Source organism: Pseudomonas sp. HD57-3 (genome assembly GCF_056113135.1).
Window position 1 is genome coordinate 4512086 of the sequence record NZ_CM148568.1, and the last position, 18800, is coordinate 4530885.

Genomic DNA, 18800 nt, shown 5'->3' on the forward strand with positions numbered 1-18800 from the left:
CTTCGGCGCCCTTGGCTCAATCAATTTAGTCCGACTTTATTTTTGCATTAATCGTTTAATCCGCTATAAATTCCCATTCATCCATTAATTAGCATGACTATTTAAAGATTTTCAAAACAACAACAAAAAGGAAGGTCAACCCATGCTTCAATCCCGACACTCACTCTGCGGCCTCGGACTGTCCCTGATGATCGCCACCCTCTCCGCCCAGGCCGCCGGCCTGTCCAGCGAACACAAAGCCTTCGGCAAAACCAATGACGGCACGCCGGTCGAGCAATACATCCTGCGCAACAGCCACGGCATGCAAGCCACGGTCATCACCTACGGCGCGACCTTGCAGGCGCTGCAAGTGCCGGACAAGCACGGCAAGCTCGACGACATCGTCCTCGGTTTCGATGATGTGCAGGGTTATCAGAAAGGCACCGCGTACTTCGGCGCAACCATCGGCCGTTTCGGCAATCGCCTGGCCGACGGTGCGTTCGAGCTCGACGGCAAACGCTACCAGGTGCCGCAGAACGACAAGACCAACGCCTTGCACGGCGGCACTCAGGGCTTCGACAAAAAGGTCTGGAAGGCGAAGGAAACCAAGGACAAGGATTCGGTCGGCGTGACCCTGACCTATCTGTCGGCGGATGGTGAAATGGGTTTCCCCGGCAACCTCACCACCGAGGTGACCTACCGCCTCACCGACAGCAACGAACTGCGCATCGACTACAAGGCCAGCACCGACAAACCCACTGTGCTCAACCTGACCAACCACAGCTACTTCAACCTTGCCGGTGCCGGCAATGGCGACATCCTCAAGCAAGTCGCCACCCTGCACGCCAGCCATTACACCCCGGTCACCGCCAAGCTGATCCCGACCGGTGAACTGGCCCCTGTGGCCGGCACGCCGTTGGACTTCACGAAGCCCACCGCCATCGGCCAGCACATCAAGGCCGATCACCCGCAATTGAAATTCGCCGAACCGAAACACGGTGGCTTCGATTTCAACTGGGCGCTGGACACCAAGGGTGACGTCAGCAAACTCGCCGCCGAAGTCAGCGACCCGCAATCGGGCCGGCATTTGCAGCTGTTCACCAACGAACCGGGCGTGCAGTTCTACACCAGCAACTTCCTCGACGGCACGGTCAAGGGCAAGGGTGGCAAGGTCTATCCGCACTGGGGCGCGTTCACCCTGGAGACTCAGCACTACCCGGATTCGCCGAACCAACCGAACTTCCCGAGTACTCGCCTCGATCCCGGCCAGACCTACACCCAGAGCGTGGTGTTGAAGTTCTCCGCCAAGTAAGCACCTGACCGCCTTTCTGGAACCGGACGGAACCCGTGGGCTATCCTGCTGCCCACCCAGGTATCGACCGTTTCAGAAAGGAGGTTTGAATGCGTACCCTCGAATTGGCTGGCGTGCAGGTGCCGGTGATTGGCCAGGGCACCTGGCGCATGGGCGAAGACCGCTCAGCGCACAAGCGTGAAGTGGCGGCCCTGCGCAGTGGCATCGAACTGGGGATGACCCTGATCGACACTGCGGAAATGTACGGTGAAGGCGGTGCCGAAACCGTCGTCGGCGAAGCCATTGCCGGCCTGCGCGATCAGGTGTTCCTGGTGAGCAAGGTCTACCCGCACAACGCCAGTCGCAAGGGCATTCCCCAGGCCTGCGAGCGCAGTCTGCGCCGGCTCGACACCGATTACATCGACCTCTATCTGCTGCATTGGCGCGGCCAGTATCCGCTGGAAGAAACCGTCGAGGCGTTCGAACGTCTGCGCGAGGACGGCAAGATCGGTCGCTGGGGCGTGTCGAATTTCGACGTCGATGATCTTGAGGAACTGTCTTCATCGGCCTGCGCGACCAATCAAGTGCTGTACAACCTGGAAGAGCGCGGCATCGAATTCGACCTGCTGCCGTGGTGCCAGCAACAGCGCATGCCGCTGATGGCGTACTGCCCGATCGGCCAGGGCGGTGCGATGCTTGCCGAGCCGGTGCTGAAACAGATTGCCGCTCGTCACGGCGTGACCCCGGCACAGGTTTCGCTGGCGTGGATTCTGCGTCAGGATGGGCTGATCGCGATTCCCAAGGCCGTGCGCCCGGAACACGTGCAGCTCAATGCACAAGCGGCGCAGCTGCAACTCGATGGCGGGGATCTGGCGGCGCTGGACCAGGTGTTTCAGGCGCCAAAACGCAAGCAGCGGCTGGCCATGGTCTGAGCCACCGCCGACTGACAGAGGGCTTCGCCATGAGAAGCACTGATCAGGACGATCCATTCAATCTGCAACGCTTCGTGCTCGCCCAGGACCCGGTGTTCGAACGGGTCCAGCGCGAGCTCGGCGAGGGCCGCAAGCGCAGCCACTGGATGTGGTTCGTGTTCCCGCAGTTCGCCGGGCTCGGGGGCAGTGAGATGTCGCGGCGGTTCGCGATCAGCTCGGCGCCGGAAACCCGCGCCTACATCGACCACCCGTTGCTCGGCGCCCGGCTGCGGACCTGCACGCAGCTTGTACTGAATGTGCAGCAGCGTTCGATTGCCGAAATTTTCGGCCATCCGGACGACCTCAAATTCCACTCATCGATGACGCTGTTCGCCCAGTTCGCTGACGAAAGCAGCCTTTGGCATCAGGCGCTGGAGCGTTACTTCCACGGCATTCAGGACGAATGGACCCTGCAACTGCTGGACTCAAAACAGGCCCAGTTGCCCCCCGATCAGGGTTGAGAAATCGTCGTCGACAAACGGCAGGATCGCATCCGCCACCGGTTGCAGCTGGCGGGTGATGTAGTGGTCGTAGTCAATGGCCGCGCGGCGCACTTCCAGCGGCTCGGGCCCGGCCAGGGTGATGACGTAGCTGATCCAGCCGCCGTTCTGGTACTGGCGCGGGCGACCGTGTTGCGCGTTGTAATCGTCCGCCAGTCGTGCGGCGCGCACGTGGGGCGGCACGTTGCGTTCATAGTCGTCGAGGGTGCGGCGCAGGCGCTTGCGGTAGACCAGTCGCTCGTCGAACTCGCCGGCCAACGTCTTGCGCACATACTCGCGCACGTAATCCTGATACGGCTTGCGCTGGAAGATCCGCTCGTACAGCTCCTGCTGGAATTGCCGGGCCAGCAGCGACCAGTCGGTGCGCACGGTTTCCAGGCCTTTGTAGACCATTTCTTCGCTGCCGTCGGCACGAGTCACCAGTCCGGCATAGCGCTTTTTGCTGCCCTCTTCCGCGCCACGGATGGTCGGCATCAGGAAGCGTTTGTAGTGGGTTTCGAACTGCAATTCGAGGGCGCTTTCCAGCCCGTATTGCTCACGCACATGCTCGCGCCACCAGTCGTTGACGTGCGCAACCAGCGCCCGGCCAATGGTCGCCGCCTCTTCCTGACCGTGGGGGCGACGCAGCCAGACGAAAGTCGAGTCGGTGTCGCCATAGATCACCGCATGCCCCTGAGCCTCGATCAGTTGCCGAGTGCGCAACATGATTTCGTGGCCGCGCAGGGTGATCGATGACGCCAGCCGCGTATCGAAAAACCGGCAACCGCTGGAACCGAGCACGCCGTAGAAAGCGTTCATGATGATCTTCAGCGCCTGGGACAACGGCGCGTTGTGTTCGCGTTTGGCGGTCTCGCGACCCTCGGCGACACGCGCGACGATGGATGGCAGGCAATGCCGGGTGCGAGAGAAACGAGCGCCGCGAAAACCCGGCACCGAGTCGCTGTCATCCGGATGCTGCAAACCTTCGATCAACCCCACCGGGTCGATCAGAAAGGTGCGGATGATCGACGGATAAAGGCTCTTGTAGTCGAGCACCAGCACCGATTCGTACAGCCCTGGTTGCGAGTCCATGACAAACCCGCCGGGGCTGGCCTGCGGTGGATTGGTGCCAAGGTTCGGCGCCACAAAACCCTGACGGTGCATCAACGGCATGTACAAATGGGTGAATGCCGCCACCGAGCCGCCGCTGCGATCCGCCGGCAGACCGGTGACGCTGGCGCGCTCCAGCAAAAACTTCAGCAGCTCGGTCTTGGCGAAGATACGCGTGACCAGTTCGCAGTCCTTGAGGTTGTACTTGGCCAGCGCCGGTTTGTCCTCGGCGAACATGCGGTTGATCTCGTCCATGCGCTGGTACGGGTTGTCGATGGACTTGCCCTCGCCGAGCAACGTCTGGGCGACGTTCTCCAGACTGAACGAGGGAAAGCTCCAGGTCGCCGAACGCAGGGATTCGATGCCATCGATGATCAGCCTTCCTGCCGCTGCCGCGAAGTAATGATTGCGGCTGCCATGTTCGCGCCACTGCATTTCCTCGCCGCCACGCCCGAGCTTGAGCGGCACGCCGAGGCGCCGGGCGTGTTCGTGGAGGATGCGCAGGTCGAACTGCACGAGGTTCCAGCCGATGATCGCGTCGGGGTCGTGGCGGGCGAACCAGTCGTTGAGCTTCTTGAGGATCAGGGTGCGCGATTCGCAGTACTCGAGGTCGAAATCGACGATGCTGTCATCGCCGTTCGGCGCGCCGAGCATGTACACCTGCCGTTCGCCGCAGCCTTCCAGGGCGATGGAATACAACTCGCCCTGCTCGGTGGTTTCGATGTCCAGCGAAACCAGTCGCAGTTGCGGGCGATAGTCGGGTGCAGGCTTGAGGTGCGCGTCGAGCAGCACACCGTCGGCATCGGGCGTGCCGCTGAACCACACCGGCGCGGTGATGAATCGCTCCATCAAATAGCGCTCGGGCGGTCGCACATCGGCTTCGAAGACGTCGACACTGTGGCGGTTGAGCGCAGTTTCCAGGCGCATCAACTGACCGTGCTGCTGGCAATACAGACCGAGCACCGGGCGATGCTCGAAATCCTGCAAGGCCAGGGGGCGCAGTTCGACGTTCTTTTCGTCCGCCAGCACCCGCTCGGCCTGCTCGCGCTGGACAGCCGGGATGAACGCCACCGACGGCTGATGCGGCAGGCGCACACGGCGCGGCCCGGCGTCGGTCGCCAGCCAGAACTCGACTTCGGTGCCGGCCGGGGTGTCGCGCCAATGCCGGGTCAGGACGAAGCCCTGCTGTAAATCCACCACTGCAACCTCAGGAATTGATTCAGACGGGCATTCTACGCGGCATTGCCGTAACCCGTGACAAAGGCCTCGCCATGAAAAACCCGGTCAAATGACGTTTTTTGCGTGTTATCTGCCGTTTTGCGGCCTTGCCCTGCGCGCCTGCGTCTACGATGCTTGGAGAACAACGACAACACCTGAGTAACCGCCATGAAAACCGTCGCCCAGCTGCTCAAGCTCAAAGATCCGAAAAATCAGGAAGTGCACCAGATCAAACCCGATCACATGGTGCTCGAAGCGCTGATGAAAATGGCCGAGAAGAACGTCGGCGCCCTGCTCGTGGTGGAAGACGACAACGTGGTGGGCATCATCAGCGAGCGCGATTACGCGCGCAAACTGGTGCTGCACGGGCGCTCCTCGGTGGGCACGCCGGTGCGCGACATCATGGTGGCTAACGTGATCACGGTGGACACCCACCAGACCGTCGATACTTGCCTTGGCATCATGTCCGACAAACGCCTGCGCCACTTGCCCGTGGTGGAGGACGGCAAACTGATCGGCCTGCTGTCGATCGGCGACCTGGTCAAGGAAGCGATTGCCGAACAGGCGGAGCTGATCAAACAGCTGGAGCAGTACATTCGCGGGGAATAGTTCCTGTTTGATCGTTCCCACGCTCTGCGTGGGAACGCCTCTTGTGACGCTCTGCGTCACGCTTTGGGACGCGGAGCGTCCTGGGCTGCATTCCCACGCGGAGCGTGGGAACGATCAACGATCACCATCTGATTCGATTTCTTAACCGGGCCAATGCCGCGCAAAGACCGGCGCCAGCACCGGGTGTCGGTCGATGCGTTGCAGCCACGCATGGAAACCGGGCCGGGTCTGACGCAGGTGTTCGCGGGCACCGGCCCAGCGCGTAACCACCGCCGCCAGCACATCCAGTGCCCCCGGCGTTTCATCGTCCAGGTACAACTCGGCGGAGAACTGGTCGGCAAACACCTCCCAGGTCCAGTGCAGTCGTTCCCGCGCACCCGCCATCAGATTCTGCCGCGAGGCCTCGTCCGGCATCACCAGCCAGCGTTCCGGGTAATCAATGATCCCAATGGCCGCATAACAATTGCTGACGATGTACACCAGGCCCCGAATCGCCTGATCGCGGTCAGCGCCGTTGGCCGGCAGCAGGCCGGATTGCGCAAAGCTTTGCCCCAGATGAATCAGGATCGCCGCACTTTCGGTGATGACACTGCCGTCCGGCAGTTGCAGGGTCGGGATCTGTTTGAGCGGATTGAGCCGCGCCAGCTCCTGCGCCGCTTCCGCACTGGCCTCGATATCGATGAAGCGGTAAGCCACCTGGCACAGCTCGAGCGCCGCCTCGATGGCCGCTGCTCCTGAGTTGCGGTGTCCGTAGAGCTGATACATATCCCCTCCTCCACTGCGAAAGGCATCCTGCCTGGCCCTATTTATAGCCGTTGTATCGAATTTGGCACGGATTGCGCATTCATCGGCAGCTTGCGAATCCCTGATCTCGCAAAACAGCGCTGGCGGTGCCCATCCCGCACCAAGAGCAATCAGCGAACGCTATCCGCGTTCTTGTAAGGTGCGATACCGAACCAAAAGTTCGCGTATCCGAGCTGGCAACAAGGAGTTCACCGCGTGAATCTTCATCTGCTGCGCCACACTCTTCTCTCCGTGCCCTTGTACCTACGCCGTGTTCGTCCTGCGAACTGTCCGTGCATTCCCTTTATTACCTGAACACCTGCACTATTTATTTTTTAAATAGCACGCAAGCAGTCATTGCGTGCGCGCTGCATTAATGAATGCCAGAACAGATTGTTCGACAATAACTTTCAGACAGCACACCCGTACAACTTTTGCTGTTCGGCGTTAATGTCCGAAGCGCACCAAAACTGCACTTTCAACCATTACACCGAACAAGCGGAACAACCGACTTTACTTAGACAAGAACAAGGAACATCGCCTGTGACCCGCTAAAACACTGACCCGCACCAAATCAGTCCGCCACGCACCATCACGCGTCCTGGCCGACACGAGAACAGCTGCTCTATCTCGCTGAACAGCGCGATACCGCGCCAGGTCTGTCTCGCCCTGAAAAAAGCCCTGCAAACAGGGCCGTCGGGAGGTTATGCGCCCATGAAAACCGGCGTGCCTGATGAAACTTATATAAATGCGACATACGTATCATCCGTGAAATAACCGCTACACATTTGTTTACTGTTTGGCACAGCGGTTGCTATTGCATCCACCATGAGGGCAAGAACGATGTTCGCCACTCAATTGCACACTCACTTATAAAAGAACAGCCACGGACCGGATCAATGAACCATCGAAGTCGGCATTACTGAAGCAACAAGCTGCACAAGCCCTGTTCAATAGATAGTTCAACTATCGGCTTCTGCACACCTGCATGAAAGTTGCGACCACTCACTCGAACAACGCTGTGTTGTTCGAACGGCACCTTATTGCCCTTCATCCACCCGAGGGAGCTTTAATGAACGATGCGGTAAAGCACAGAACGCCGCCGGGGCCAGTACCGAACGCAGCGCTTGCGTCGGTGGCGGGGCGGCCCGTCTACAAGGCCAACACTTCTCAGCCCGGCGGCCTGAACAAACAGCAGATGCTGTTGCTGGTGGCGGTGTCGGCGCTGATACACGGCGGCGCCTGGTGGTTTTTCCAGCAGGCGCGGGCCGAACCGCTGCCGACGCCACCGGAAATTCCGGAAATGACCGTCGAGCTGACCAGCCCGACACCGCCGGCCCCGCCGACACCGGAACCGCCACCCCCACCACCGCCACCGCCCGAACCGGAACAACCGGTGGAAGACGAGGACGCGGTCAAGCCGCCGCCCAAACCGGTGGAGAAACCCAAGCCGGTCGAGAAACCCAAACCGGTGAAAAAGGCCGAGCCGCCGAAAGCGCCGCCCGCCCCTGCGCAACCGGCAGCACCTGCCGCCCCTGCCACCCCGAGTGCGCCACCGGCACCTGCGGCGGCACCGGGCCCGGTGAAAGAGTCGGCGGCGATTTCCGGCCTCGCCAGCCTCGGCAACCCGCCGCCGGAATACCCGTCGCTGGCCCTGCGGCGCAACTGGGAAGGCAGCGTGGTGCTGCGGATTCAGGTGCTGGCCAACGGTCGCGCAGGCTCGGTGACGGTGACCAAATCCAGCGGCAAGCCGCAACTGGACGACGCGGCGGTTGCGGCGGTGAAGGCCTGGAAGTTCATCCCGGCCAAACGCGGCGACACACCGATCGACGGCTTCGCCACCCAGACCATCGATTTCAAATTGCCGCAATGACGGCGCGACAACCGAACTCACAACCGATTAACGCAAGCGAGGTGTAGCCATGAACGATTCTTTGTCTTCGATGATTGTCCCCGGCGTGCTCTGGGGGCTGGTGCTGTTTTCCGTGGTCAGTTGGGCGATCCTGCTGGTCAAGTCGGCGCAATACCTGCGCCAGAAAACCCAGAACCGGCAGTTCAGCAAAGCCTTCTGGGGCGCACCGGATCTACTCACCGCCGCCGAACACGCCAGCCAGTACCCGGGCTCGCTGGCGCGGATCGCCAGCAGCGGTTTCGAAGCCTTGCTGGTGGAAGAATCCCCGCGCACCACCCAACAACTGGCGCACACCATCAACCGTGCCGATCGACTGGAACGCAACCTGCGCCAGCAGATCCAGAAGGAACGCCGCTCACTGGAAAACGGCCAGGCGATCCTCGCCAGCATCGGCAGCACCGCGCCGTTCATTGGCCTGTTCGGCACGGTGTGGGGAATCATGGAAGCCCTGCAAAGCATCGGCGCCAGCGGTTCGGCCAGCCTGGAAACCGTGGCCGGGCCCATCGGCCACGCGCTGATCGCCACCGGTGTGGGCATTGCCGTCGCGGTGCCGGCGGTGCTGATTTACAACTTCTTCCTGCGGCGCCTGAAACTAGCGTCGGCGGACATGGATGACTTCGCCCACGACTTCGACGCCCTCGCCTCGCGCAGCGCGTTTTCCATCAGCCGCCAGGCCATCGCCAAATCCACGGCCGCCGTGCGGGAGGCCAGCTGATGTCCTTTTCCACTCAAGACAGCGATGAAGTGCTCAGCGAAATGAACGTCACGCCGCTGGTGGACGTGATGCTCGTGCTGTTGGTGGTGTTCATCGTCACCGCGCCGCTGATGACCAACGCGATCAAGGTCAACCTGCCAAAAACCGACGCCGTCGCCCCCGCCGAAAAGAAGGATCCGGTGGTGGTCAGCGTCGATCAGGACGGCAAGTTCTTCCTGGCCAAGACCGAGCTGGCGCCGGAATCACTGGAGGCCAGCCTCAAGGAGGTCAAGGCCAAGGACGCCGAAGTGCGCGTGCAGCTGCAGGCCGACTCCGCCGTGAATTACGGCCAGGTCGCCAAAGCCATGGCGTCCATCGAGCGCTCGGGCATCACCAAGATATCGGTGATGACCACCCGCTGACGGCGGTGCCGGGCGCGCAGTGAGGGACGCGCCCGACACCGTTCGTTGAATCCCGTCGCAATCGGCCGACCGAAAAAACGCAGCGCGTCTTCGGAGGGGATCGGCTTGCTTGAAGAAAGTGGTTTTCGCGGCGCGGCACCACCGTGCTCCGTGCAAAGAGGGCTCACAAGGCCATTTCGATAAACGTCTAACAAAGTCGGAAACAACCATGCTGATGAACACTCCACGCTTCACGCTCAAACCCTTGGTGGCGACGATTTCCCGCCATCGTTTCGTTCCGTTGTACCTGGTGGCCATGGGGATGGGCGCCGGGGTTCAGGCTGCCGAGGACGACAACAGCGTCCCGGCCGCTACTGCGGTGGTCGCGCCGACCACGCAACTGCAACGGGTCGAAGTGACCGGTTCGGCGATCCGTCGGGTCGACGCGGAAACGGCGGTGCCGATCACCGTGCTCAAGGCCGAAGAGCTGCGCAAACAGGGCGTGACCACCACCGCCGAACTGGTGCAGCGCATCACCGGCAGCCAGTCGATCAACAACAGCGCAGGCTCGGTCGGCGCGGCCACCGGCGGCGCCTCGTTCGCCGACATGCGCGGCATCGGCGCGAACAAGACGCTGGTGCTGCTCAACGGTCGCCGACTGGCGAACAACGCCCTGTCGGGCACCAATTCGGCCGGCGGCGCGGTGGATCTGAACATGATCCCGTTTGCCGCAATCGAGCGCGTGGAAGTATTGCGCGACGGCGCCTCGGCCCTGTACGGTACCGACGCCATCGGCGGCGTGATCAACTTCATCACCAAGAAATCCATGACCGACGGCCAACTCACCCTCGGCGGCGAAACCCCGACCCACAGTGGCGGCGGTGCGACCAAGGACATGAGCGCCAGTTGGGGCTACGGCGACCTGGAGCAGGACCGCTTCAACGTGCTCGGCGTGTTCAACTACAACAAGCAGCAGAACCTCGACGCCAACGACCGCTCCTTCGCCCGCGACTACGTGCCCGGCCGTGGCCTGGACCAGACCTCCGGCACCGCGTTCCCCGGCAACTACAGCCAGAACGGCAACGCCACCAACCCGCTGGCCAACAGCAATTGCAACGGCCCCAACCTGGTGGCCCGCGACGGCCTCTGCCGCTTCAGCACCCGCGAATACATCGACCTGGTGCCGCAGACCGAGAAAACGTCGTTCTTCGGCAAGACCACCGGAAAACTGGCCGACGACCACAACGTCAACCTCGAATACTTCTGGTCGCGCAACAACAACGCCACCGCTATTGGCCCAGCGCCATTGACCGGCCTGAGCCTGGATTCGTCCTCGCCCTACTACCCTGGCAACGGCATCACCCCGGCGCCCACCGGGTTCGCCCTCGACCCGACGCAACCGGTGGACGTGAACTGGCGCGAAACCGCCGCCGGCCCGCGTGAATCGAAAGACCAGAACACCAGCCAGCGCTTTTTGCTGAGCTTCGACGGTCTGGTCGGCGGCTGGGACTACAACGTCGGCGCCTCGTACAACCAGAACAAGATCGTCTCCAGCGTCACCAGCGGCTACGTCAGCGATCAGGCGATGATCGACGGTCTGGCCAGCGGCCTGCTCAACCCGTTCGGCCCGCAGACCAGCGCCGGTCAGCAATACATCGATCAGGCCGCGTACCACGGCGCCTATTCCACGGCGGTCGGTCGGGTCGCCGGTTTCGACGGGCGGATCAGCCGCGAGATCGGTGACTGGTTCGGTGCCGGCCCGTCGGGTCTGGCGCTGGGCGGCGAGTACCGCAAAGAGAAATTCCACCAGGACTTCGAAGCCTTCGCCGGCGACATCCAGAGCCTGGGCATTGACCCGGCCGGCAGCGTCGAGGGCGACCGCAGCGTGAAAGCCGCCTACGCGGAAATCAACGTGCCGGTGCTCGACAGCCTGGAACTGTCCGCCGCCGTGCGTCACGACAAATACAGCGACTTCGGCAGCACCACCAACCCGAAATACTCGTTTCGTTATCAGCCACTCAAGGAGCTGGTGGTGCGCGGCGCCTACAGCGAAGGCTTCCGCGCGCCGTCGCTGTATGAGTTGTATTCGCCGCGCAGCATCACCTTCACCCAGGGCTACTACAACGACCCGGTGCTGTGTACCGGCGGCGTGGTGCAACCGGGCGGCAACGGCGGGCGCGATTGCGGTCAGCAGTTCCTCAACCAGATCGGCGGCAACGAAGACCTGGCCCCGGAGAAAGCGCGCAACGTGACGCTGGGCTTCGTTTATCAACCGGTCAGCAATCTGTCCGTGGGCCTGGATTTCTGGTGGATTCACATCTCCAACCAGATCCAGCCGTTCCCGGAATCCACCGTGTTCGATCAGGCCGGCAGCTACCCTGACCGCTTCGTGCGCAACGCCGACGGCACGCTCAATTACATCGTCACCGGCAACGCCAACCTCGGCATCGTCGAAACCAACGGCGTCGATGTGTCGCTGGACTATCGCTTCCCGAACACGCCGTACGGTCAATTCGGCCTGGGTCTGCAAGGCACCTATGTCGACGAGTACGACTTCCAGAGCACCATCAAGGGCCCGTTCACCGACAAGGTCGGCGACTTCAAGGGTGACGGGGTGATTGCCCGCTGGAAACACAACCTGACCGGTTCCTGGACCTTCGGCGCCGCCCGCGCGGCGCTGACCAACCGCTTCACCACCGGCTACAACGACTACGACCGCGAGACCAACGCGCGGGTCGCATCGTATTCGGTGTGGGACCTGTCGGCCGGCTACACCTTCGACAAGGTGCTGGACGTCGATGCCGGGGTGAAGAACCTGTTCGACCGCGACCCGCCGTTCTCCAACCAGGCCTACAACTTCCAGAGCGGTTATGACCCGCGCTACACCGATCCGCTGGGCCGCACGCTGTTTGCGCGCATGACGTACCACTTCTGAGTCCCGGTCGGGGCCGCGCAAGACTCCGGCCGGCCCCTTCCCCTTGCGAATTCGCATCCCGCAGCGGCCTGCCGCCGCTTCGGGTTTTTCCGGCTCAGAGGAACGACTTCATGACATTCATGCGCAACATGGCCGGCCTGCTGCTCGGCAGCGCGCTGCTGTGCAACGCGGCATCTGCGCTGGCCGGCGGCAGCTATGCGATGACGGTGTACGGCGAGGCGCCGAAATACCCTGCCGGTTTCCAGCACTTCGACTTCGTCAATCCCGACGCCCCCAAGGGCGGCTCGCTCAGCCGCGCTTCGATGGAGATCGGTCAGTACAACTACATCACCCCGTATGCCGATCAGGGCATTTCCGTGGTGCAGGTCAACGACTGGGTGTATTCGCCGCTGGCGTTCCGCTCGCTGGACGAGCCCTACACCGTCTACGGTCTGGTGGCGCAATCCATGGAGCGCGATCCCGGCGGCCTGTGGGTGCGTTTCAACCTGAATCCCGAGGCGCGTTTCGCCGACGGCACACCGATCACCGCCGAAGACGTGCGCTACACCTTCGAGCTGTTGATGACCAAGGGCAGCCTGAGTTATCGCCAGCAATACGCCGATGTGCAGGACGTGCTGATCGAAGGTCCGCGACAGATTCGCTTCACCTTCAAGAACAACCTCAACCGCACCCTCGCGCTGGATCTGGCGTCGCTGCGACCGGTGCCCGAGCACTGGTGGAAAACCCGCGACTTCGCCAACGGCGGCGGCTTCGAACCGCCGCTGGGCAGCGGCCCGTACCGAGTGAGCAAGGTCGATGCGGGACGCAGCATCAGTTTCCAGCGTGACCCGCAGTGGTGGGGCAAAGACCTGCCGGTCAGTCGCGGAATGTACAACTTCGACAGCCTGACCGTGAATTTCTACGGCGACACCGACGTCGCCCGACAACTGCTGCAGGCCGGCGCGTTCGACTACAACCGCGAGTTTTCCTCGTCCGGCTACGTGGTCGGCTACGACAGCCCGGCCCTGCGCGACGGTCGCCTGCAACAGGCGATTCTCGCCCCGGACAAACCGACCAGCGCCCAGGGGTTTGTGTTCAATCTGCAGAACCCGCTGTTCAAGGATCGCCGCGTGCGTCAGGCGCTGAGCCTGCTGTGGGATTTCGAGTGGACCAACAAACAGATGATGCGCGGCTTCTACGTGCGCCAGAACAGCTACTGGCCGAAGAGTGAAATGGCCGCCACCGCCCTGCCCGACGCCGGAGAACTGGCGATCCTCGAACCGCTGCGCGGACAGATTCCGGACGAGGTTTTCAGCCGGGTCTATCAGGCGCCGAAAACCGATGGCAGCGGCTACATCCGCGACAAGCAGTTGCAGGCCCTGAAGCTGTTGGCCGAGGCCGGATGGACACCGAAAAACAATCGGCTGGTGAACGCCGCCGGCGAGCCATTCGAATTCACCTTCCTCGACGGCCAGGGCGGTTTCGACCGCATGCTGCTGCCCTACAAACGCACCCTGGCGCAGATCGGCATCACCCTGAATCTGCGGCGCATCGATTCGGCGCAGTACGTCAACCGGCTCAACGCCCGGGACTACGACATGATCGTCACCAGTTTCCCCCGCAGCGGCGATCCGATCGTCTCGCCGGGCCGCGAGTTGTACAGCCTGTATGCCTCACAGAGCGCCACACAAGTCGGCAGCTCCAATTCGATGGTGCTGGCGGACCCGGCGGTGGACCGGCTGATCGACGGCCTGGTCCAGGCCAATACCCGCGACGCCATGGTGCGTTACGCCCGCGCCCTCGACCGGGTGCTGCAATGGGGTGACTACATGATTCCCAACTACTACTCCAAAGGCACGCCGACGGTGTTTCAGAACCGCTTCGGCAGGCCGTCGGTGCAGCCGATCTACAGCGAAGGCCTCGACACCTGGTGGGAGGTCTCGGCCAAGCCGCTGACCAATCAGCAGATGAGTGCCCTGCACCAACTCGCGGGGGGCCAGTGACATGTGGCGTTATCTGAGTCGACGTCTGTTGCTGATCATCCCGACGCTGCTGTGCATTCTGGTGGTCAACTTCGTCATCGTGCAGGCCGCGCCCGGCGGCCCGGTGGAACAGGCCATCGCCCGCCTGCAAGGCTTCGGCGGACACAGCATGGGCGGCGCCAGCGAGGTCACCGCGATCGGCGGTGCCGGGCGCAGCAGCCGTGGCCTGGACCCGGCGCTGATCGAAGAGATCAAGCACCACTACGGCTTCGACAAGCCGATGCACGAACGCCTGTGGCTGATGCTCAAGAACTATGCGCAACTGGACCTGGGCAGCAGTTTCTTTCGCGGTGCGAAGGTCACCGATCTGATCGTGCAGAAACTGCCGGTGTCGCTGTCCCTCGGCCTGTGGGCGACCTTGATCACCTACCTGATTTCGATCCCGCTGGGGATCCGCAAGGCAATCAAAAACGGTAGCGCGTTCGATGTCTGGAGCAGCACGGCGATCATCGTCGGCTACGCGATGCCGGCGTTTCTGTTCGCGATCCTGTTGATCGTGGTGTTCGCCGGGGGCAGCTACGTCAACTGGTTTCCGGTACAGGGGCTGGTCTCGGACAACTTCGACAGCCTGAGCCTGTGGGGCAAGGTCGGCGACTACCTCTGGCACCTGGTGTTGCCGGTGACGGCGCTGGTGATCGGCGGTTTTGCGACGCTGACGATCCTGACCAAAAACAGCTTCCTCAACGAGATCAGCCGTCAGTACGTGATCACCGCGCGCGCCAAGGGCCTGACCGAAAGACGCGTGCTCTACGGCCATGTGTTTCGCAACGCGATGCTGTTGGTGGTGGCCGGTGTGCCGTCGGCGTTGATCGAGGTTTTTTTCGCTGGCTCCCTGCTGATCGAAACCATCTTCAACCTCGACGGCCTCGGGCGCATGAGCTACGAAGCGGCGGTTTCACGGGACTACCCGGTGGTGTTCGGCACGCTGTTCCTGTTCACCCTGTTCGGCCTGTTGATCAAGCTGATCGGCGACCTCTGCTACACCCTGCTCGACCCGCGCATCGACTTCTCGGCGAGGACTGCCTGATGTTCACACTCTCCCCTCTGGGCCGGCGGCGCATTGCGCAATTCAAGGCCAACCGGCGCGGGCGCTGGTCGCTGTGGCTGTTCATCGGGCTGTGCCTGATCTGCCTCGGCGGCGAACTGATCGCCAACGACAAGCCGCTGGTGATCCGCTACCACGACGCCTTTTACTTCCCGATCCTCAGCGATTATCAGGAAACCGATTTCGGCGGCGAACTGCCGTTCCAGCCGGATTACGCCAGCAATTACGTACACAAACTGATCGAGGATCAGGGCGGCTGGATGCTGTTCCCGCCGATCCCGTTCAGCTACGACACGGTCAATTACGACCTCACGGAACCGGCACCCAGTCCGCCGTCCTCCAGCAACTGGCTGGGCACCGACGATCAGGCGCGGGATGTGTTGGCGCGAGTGATTTTCGGCACGCGGATTTCGATTCTGTTCGCGCTGATTCTCACCGCCGTCAGTGCCCTGGTCGGCATCGTCGCCGGAGCGTTGCAGGGTTATTACGGCGGCTGGGTCGACTTGCTCGGGCAGCGGGTGCTGGAGATCTGGTCGGGGCTGCCGGTGCTGTACCTGCTGATCATTTTGTCCGGGTTCGTCTCGCCGAGTTTCTGGTGGCTGCTGGGGATCATGGCGCTGTTTTCCTGGCTGGCACTGGTGGACGTGGTGCGCGCCGAGTTCCTGCGTGGGCGCAGCCTGGAATACGTCAAGGCCGCGCGAGCCCTGGGCCTGACGGACAGTGAACTGATGCGCCGGCACATTCTGCCCAACGCCATGACCTCCACCCTTACCTACCTGCCGTTCATTCTGACCGGCGCCATCGCCACCCTCACCGCGCTGGATTTTCTTGGCTTCGGCATGCCCGCCGGCACCGCGTCGCTGGGTGAACTGATCGGCCAGGCCAAGCGCAATCTGCAAGCGCCATGGCTGGGGCTGACGGCGTTTTTTGCCTTGGCGTTGATTCTGTCCTTGCTGGTGTTTATCGGCGAAGCCTGCCGTGACGCGTTCGATCCGCGATCCTGATCCCCGGAGCTGAAATGACCGACAACCTGATTGAAATCCGCGACCTGCGCGTCGCCTTCGCCGGGCACGAAGTGGTGCACGGTGTGAACCTCGACATCCGCCGTGGCGAGTGCCTGGCACTGGTCGGCGAATCCGGCTCGGGCAAGTCGGTGACGGCGCACTCGATCCTGCGCTTGCTGCCGGCCAAGACCGTCAGCAGCACGGGCAGCATCCGCTACAACGGCGTGGACTTGCTGCACGCCAGCGAACAGCAGCTGCGCGGCTTGCGCGGCAACCGCATCGCGATGATTTTCCAGGAGCCGATGACCTCGCTGAACCCGTTGCACACGGTGGAAAAACAGATCAGCGAAGTGCTGGAGATCCACAAGGGACTCAAGGGCCGCGCCGCGCGCCAGCGCACGCTGGAGCTGCTGGAACTGGTGGGCATTCGCCAACCGTTGCAGCGCTTGAAGGCCTATCCGCACCAGCTCTCCGGAGGCCAGCGGCAACGGGTGATGATCGCCATGGCGCTGGCCAACGAGCCGGAATTACTGATCGCCGATGAGCCAACCACGGCTCTCGACGTGACCGTGCAGCAGAAGATTCTCGAGTTGCTGATCGAGTTGCAGCAACGCCTCGGCATGTCGCTGCTGCTGATCAGTCACGACCTCAATCTGGTGCGGCGTATCGCCCAACGGGTGTGCGTGATGCGCCACGGGGAAATCGTCGAACAGGCCGACTGCGAAACGCTGTTCCGCACGCCGCAGCATGCTTACAGCCGCCTGCTGATCGAAGCAGAACCGTCGGGCGCGCCAGTGCCGAGCCGCTACGATCACAACCTGCTGGAAGTGGACGATCTGAAAGTCTGGTTTCCGCTGCCCAAGGCGTTGTTCAGTCGCACCCAGGAATACATCAAGGCCGTGGACGGAGTGAGTTTCCGGCTGCAACGGGGCAAGACCCTGGGCATTGTCGGCGAGTCTGGCTCGGGCAAGTCGACGCTGGGCCAAGCGATTCTGCGGCTGGTGGAATCCGAGGGCGATATTCGCTTCGGCAACAAGCAACTGAGCCTGCTCAATCAGCGTTTGATGCGCCCGTTGCGCCGGCAGATTCAGGTGGTGTTCCAGGACCCGTTCGGCAGCCTCAGCCCTCGGATGTCGGTGCAGCAGATCATCGCCGAAGGCCTGCTGACCCACGGCATCGGCACGGCCGAAGAACGTGAGGCGGCGGTGATCCGCGTGCTGGAGGAAGTCGGCCTCGACCCTCAGAGCCGTCATCGCTATCCCCACGAGTTCTCCGGCGGCCAGCGCCAGCGCATTTCCATCGCCCGGGCGCTGGTGCTGGAACCGGCGCTGATTCTGCTCGACGAACCGACTTCGGCGCTGGATCGCACGGTGCAGAAACAGGTGGTGGAGTTGTTGCGGCAATTGCAGATCCGCCATGGGCTGACGTACCTGTTCATCAGCCATGACCTGGCGGTGGTGCATGCGCTGGCGCACGATTTGATGGTGATCAAGGACGGCAAGGTGGTGGAACAGGGAGCCTCGCGCCAGATTTTTGCGGCGCCGCAGCATGCCTACACCCAGGCGTTGCTGAAAGCCTCCGGCCTGAAGTCTGACAAAGAACCCTGTGGGAGCGAGCTTGCTCGCGAAGGCGTCGGATCAGTCAGTATTTATGTGGCTGACACACCGTATTCGTGAGCAAGCTCGCTCCCACAGGGGGTAATCGATGGGGTTTGAAGTTTATTTTCCGGCCACTGCATCCAAACGCCTCCGTCACGGGTAGTCCCTGTAACAGCCCTCTTTCGGCTGTCAGCGGTTTACCCTTTTTCGGAGAAACACTGATGAACATCACCCAACTGATCGGCCTCACCGGTTTGCTTGCCATCGCTTCGACAAGCTTTGCCCAAAGCAGTTATCCCGACGCGATCAAGGTGCCGGACGGCCACAAGATCGCGATGGAAACCACCGGGGTCGGCGAGATCACCTACGAATGCCGGGACAAGGCCAACGTCGCCGGCCAGACCGAGTGGGTGTTCGTCGGACCCAAAGCGGTGCTCAACGATCGCAGCGGTAAACAGGTCGGCACCTACTTCGGCCCGCCCGCCACCTGGCAGGCGCAGGACGGTTCGAAAGTCACCGGCACGCAACTGGCCGTAGCGCCTTCGAGCCCGGGCAACCTGCCCTATCAACTGGTCAAGGCCAACCCCGCCGAGGGCAAAGGCGCCATGAGCGGCGTGAGCTACATCCAGCGTGTCGCGCTCAAGGGCGGCGTGGCGCCGGGCAGTGAATGCACGGCAGCGAACAAGGGCAAACAGGAAGTGGTGAAGTACCAGGCCGACTACATTTTCTGGGCGGCGAACTGAACCCGGC

At 62.3% G+C, this 18800-nt stretch carries 15 protein-coding genes; 13 read left to right on the forward strand and 2 right to left on the reverse strand.

The features are described 5' to 3' along the window. The first annotated feature begins 142 nt into the window (after positions 1–142). From AC0R79_RS20385 to AC0R79_RS20395, 3 genes are all read left to right on the forward strand, one after another. Positions 143–1291: an aldose epimerase family protein gene (locus AC0R79_RS20385; RefSeq protein WP_474731495.1), complete on the forward strand. Its 1149-nt coding sequence runs from the start codon at positions 143–145 to the stop codon at positions 1289–1291. Positions 1292–1380: 89 nt separating this feature from the next. Beyond that, entirely contained in the window at positions 1381–2202 is an 822-nt protein-coding gene (locus AC0R79_RS20390) for an aldo/keto reductase (RefSeq protein ID WP_474731497.1), read from the forward strand. 29 nt (positions 2203–2231) lie between these two features. Continuing rightward, positions 2232–2702, forward strand: coding sequence for a DUF1810 domain-containing protein (locus tag AC0R79_RS20395; protein ID WP_474731499.1), 471 nt, complete (start codon positions 2232–2234; stop codon positions 2700–2702). Here AC0R79_RS20395 and AC0R79_RS20400 read toward each other — a convergent pair. Further along, positions 2667–5027: a DNA polymerase II gene (locus tag AC0R79_RS20400; protein ID WP_474731500.1), complete on the reverse strand. Its 2361-nt coding sequence runs from the start codon at positions 5025–5027 to the stop codon at positions 2667–2669. The genes AC0R79_RS20395 and AC0R79_RS20400 overlap by 36 nt on opposite strands. A gap of 189 nt (positions 5028–5216) precedes the next feature. On the opposite strand from AC0R79_RS20400, the gene AC0R79_RS20405 reads away from it, so the two are divergent. Next, positions 5217–5657, forward strand: coding sequence for a CBS domain-containing protein (locus AC0R79_RS20405; protein WP_474731501.1), 441 nt, complete (start codon positions 5217–5219; stop codon positions 5655–5657). Positions 5658–5798: 141 nt separating this feature from the next. Here AC0R79_RS20405 and AC0R79_RS20410 read toward each other — a convergent pair whose 3' ends face one another. Beyond that, positions 5799–6422 (reverse strand): glutathione S-transferase N-terminal domain-containing protein, encoded by a 624-nt coding sequence (locus AC0R79_RS20410; protein ID WP_127798873.1) that lies wholly within the window; start codon positions 6420–6422, stop codon positions 5799–5801. Between the two features lie 1090 nt (positions 6423–7512). Between AC0R79_RS20410 and AC0R79_RS20415 the strand changes: the two genes are divergently transcribed. From AC0R79_RS20415 to AC0R79_RS20455, 9 genes are all read left to right on the forward strand, one after another. Next, positions 7513–8313, forward strand: a complete 801-nt coding sequence (locus AC0R79_RS20415; protein WP_474731503.1) for an energy transducer TonB — start codon at positions 7513–7515, stop codon at positions 8311–8313. 49 nt (positions 8314–8362) lie between these two features. After that, positions 8363–9067 (forward strand): MotA/TolQ/ExbB proton channel family protein, encoded by a 705-nt coding sequence (locus AC0R79_RS20420; RefSeq protein WP_197870039.1) that lies wholly within the window; start codon positions 8363–8365, stop codon positions 9065–9067. Next, complete coding sequence (locus tag AC0R79_RS20425; RefSeq protein ID WP_007959059.1) at positions 9067–9468, forward strand: ExbD/TolR family protein; 402 nt, start codon at positions 9067–9069, stop codon at positions 9466–9468. The genes AC0R79_RS20420 and AC0R79_RS20425 overlap by 1 nt, the downstream gene beginning before the upstream one ends. Positions 9469–9676: 208 nt before the next feature. Further along, a complete protein-coding gene (locus tag AC0R79_RS20430) occupies positions 9677–12382 on the forward strand; it encodes a TonB-dependent receptor (protein ID WP_474731506.1) in 2706 nt (901 codons plus the stop codon). A 110-nt stretch (positions 12383–12492) separates the two neighbouring features. After that, positions 12493–14364 (forward strand): extracellular solute-binding protein, encoded by a 1872-nt coding sequence (locus AC0R79_RS20435; RefSeq protein ID WP_474731508.1) that lies wholly within the window; start codon positions 12493–12495, stop codon positions 14362–14364. A 1-nt stretch (position 14365) separates the two neighbouring features. Then, positions 14366–15430: a microcin C ABC transporter permease YejB gene (locus tag AC0R79_RS20440; RefSeq protein ID WP_011335075.1), complete on the forward strand. Its 1065-nt coding sequence runs from the start codon at positions 14366–14368 to the stop codon at positions 15428–15430. Next, positions 15430–16452 carry an ABC transporter permease gene (locus AC0R79_RS20445; RefSeq protein WP_262160349.1) on the forward strand — a complete coding sequence of 341 codons (1023 nt, stop codon included), beginning with the start codon at positions 15430–15432 and terminating at the stop codon, positions 16450–16452. The genes AC0R79_RS20440 and AC0R79_RS20445 overlap by 1 nt, the downstream gene beginning before the upstream one ends. A 14-nt stretch (positions 16453–16466) precedes the next feature. Beyond that, the gene (locus tag AC0R79_RS20450; RefSeq protein ID WP_474731511.1) at positions 16467–18128 is read left to right on the forward strand and encodes an ABC transporter ATP-binding protein; all 1662 of its coding nucleotides are present in this window, start codon (positions 16467–16469) and stop codon (positions 18126–18128) included. A 143-nt stretch (positions 18129–18271) separates the two neighbouring features. Next, a complete protein-coding gene (locus AC0R79_RS20455; RefSeq protein ID WP_007959070.1) occupies positions 18272–18793 on the forward strand; it encodes a DUF3455 domain-containing protein in 522 nt (173 codons plus the stop codon). The last annotated feature ends 7 nt before the right edge of the window (positions 18794–18800 follow it).